At 36.1% G+C, this 2,796-nt stretch carries 1 pseudogene; it reads left to right on the forward strand.

Annotation, left to right across the window (positions count from 1 at the left end):
• Window positions 1-606 precede the first annotated feature (606 nt).
• A pseudogene (locus tag NPX98_RS06560) lies at window positions 607-2,796 on the forward strand (hypothetical protein); the annotation flags it as partial.

The following is a 2,796-nucleotide window of genomic DNA, read 5'->3' on the forward strand; positions in this document are numbered from 1 at the left end:
ATTCGTATCTTTATAAACTGAAAAGTTTTCACAGCATTGTAACCTGCATTTCCTACAACTGGTACGCACACTGCATACAAATTGAACCACCAATGAGCTTTGCTTCATAATCTAGTGATAAAATCATACAAAACTGAACGGTAATAATCTCATGAAAACACGGACTGAAATGATGATTCGTTCATATACGAATATTAAGTTAATATGCGTGCAATTATTGAACATAAATTGTTATAAACAATAATAGAAAATTGATGTTTTTATCTATGATAAAAATAAGTGTTAGCAGAGACTACACTATAACTTAGCAAAACATTCCATCTTATCTCTGTAAAACACTCAAGCAGGCTGATATTCATGCGTCATGCCTAACACTAATTCCATCCAAAACAGATCAAAAAAACAATAGATCCATAGCCAAATTCTCAGACAAAATGCATCAAAATAATAAAAATATTATGGATATAACATACGCAATGCAAACATAAGCACAACAATATAAATACAGTATGTTTTATATTGCACTTTACACAAAGAACATAATGATTTAAACACTGATGTAGTAATCGTTATAAGAACAGGGGAATTATATTTAAAGGCATGTCTATGAGTAAAAAAAATGTTTTATTATGTACAGTTGCTGGAACGTTATTCTTTTCTTGTTACAGTCCAACTTATGCAAACGCTTTTGATAATGAAGCTTTTTATAAAAAGCTTTTGTCTGATGATCGAGTGGCAGAGATAACTTCTCGGATTGTTGCTTCTCCATATTCTCCTTCATATAGAGAATCTTTAGGGAGTCTTGATTTTTTTTATCGGTTAGCTTCTGGATCAAAGATTGGTAACAATGCACAATTTGATCAAGCACTTCGAGAAGAACTAAACAGAATAAAGCAGCATGTTGATGGAACATTTGACACGAAACAGCGCGGGTCATTTCTGCATACACAAGTATTAGCACATATGTTGGGTCGTATAGCGGTGAATGCTCGAGTTCAACAATACAATCAAGAGATTGAAGATCAACTAGACGCTAATAAAGAGCTTATCCAAAGTAATTTTACAAATGGTGATAGTGTAATTTCTAAAATAGTATCTAAAAATCTTCAATCTATAGCTTCCGGAGGAAATATTGATAAAAATACGCAGTTTAATGAACTAATTGAACAAGTATTGGAGAAAGTAAAGAAAACTATTACTGAATCGTCTAGAAGTGGTTCTCATAATTTTAACCACACATTACATTCAGAAATAATCACTGAATTGAATCGTATGAAAGAATCGGCTCAAACTCAACAGCGTAAGAAAGATATTGAGCATCAGAAGATGGCTAAGGAGATAATTGAACAAAGTAAATCTCCAAATAATATTCGTTCTAGATCTCGAGACCGTTTAGATTCTACCGGTTCTTCTCCTTCAAATCCTGTAGATTTGAATTCTGAAATTTCTAGTGTCTCAGCCCCAAATCTTAGTACTGCTTCATTTCAAGCTCCTACGACTCAGACGCTTGCTCGTTCAGATGGAATTCCTTTAAGTGATACAGTTACTGCTTCTGCAGAGACTATTCGTTTGTCTTCTGAATCTCAATCTACAGTTCAATCTTCTACCTCTGATGTTTTAGCCAAAGGTTCCAGCACGGCAACTCCAAATCTTACAGCTACTGTAAGCACTCGTTCTTCAAATACTAGGAATACTGCTGCGCCTCTCACTTCCACATCTGTTAGAGATCAAGTGTCGACAACTCAACAAAAAGAAATTTCTAGGAATTCTTCTCCTTCAAGCGTTGAAGTTGAAAGAGTGATTTCTTCTGAAGCTCTTGTTGGTGCCACTCCTACACTTTCTACTGCTCCTGCTCTTGCCCGTACAGAACAAGAGAATTCAGATAAAGAAATTTCTAGGAGTTCTTCTCCTTCAAGCGTTGAAGTTGAAAGAATGACTTCTTCTGGAGCTCTTGTTGGTGCCGCTCCTTCTTCATCTCCCACTACTACACTTTCTCCTGCTCTTGCCCGTACAGAACAAGAAAATTCAGATTCTGAAATTCCTGTTTCTCAAACTTCTATTTCTTTGGATACTGCAAATCTAAGTTCTGAGCCTCAATTGCAGACTTCTCAATCTCAAGATCATGTTCGATCTCAAGTTTTACTGCATAAAACTCCTAAAACGCAAGCGCCTAATTCAAACACTGTAGCCACCACTGATACTGCAATTCAAGTGTCTTCAAGTCCAGCTCCTTCAGATACGGTAACTACAGATCATTCAAATTCTGAAAATTTACTTTCTGATCGTTTAGATTCTGCTGACATTGCGGCATCCTCTCCTACTACAACTTTTGTTCGTACAGATTCGGCTCATGTTCCTGCCACACCTACAGAAACTACTCTCCAAGTGTATGATAACACTAGGATTTATGCTCAAAAAGAATCTTTTACTCTGAATGATGCTAATCTTCAAAATTCAAAAATTACAGTAACTGCAGGAGAAGATTCGACAGTTACGATAAATGGCGGAACAATTTCTGCAGGATTTCTTGCATTTTTTACAAAAAATGGTGGGAACCTTGACGCTAAAAATGTGCATGCGAAAGCAACAGAAATTGGTTTGCTAAGCAGAGCTGGTGCAATTAGTCTCAATGGTTCAACCGTAACTGTTGAAGGTGCTCGTGAATCTTATGGCATCATTTTCATACCAACCAGTAACATAGAAGCAACAGAGCAAACAGCTCAAAGTGCTGGAAACGAACGCAATGCTAATATTGTTACACTTTCTGATACAAAAATTCGTGTTAAAGACGGCATC

The sequence above is a fragment of the Bartonella sp. A05 genome (genome assembly GCF_026930145.1).
Classification (GTDB): Bacteria; Pseudomonadota; Alphaproteobacteria; order Rhizobiales; family Rhizobiaceae; genus Bartonella.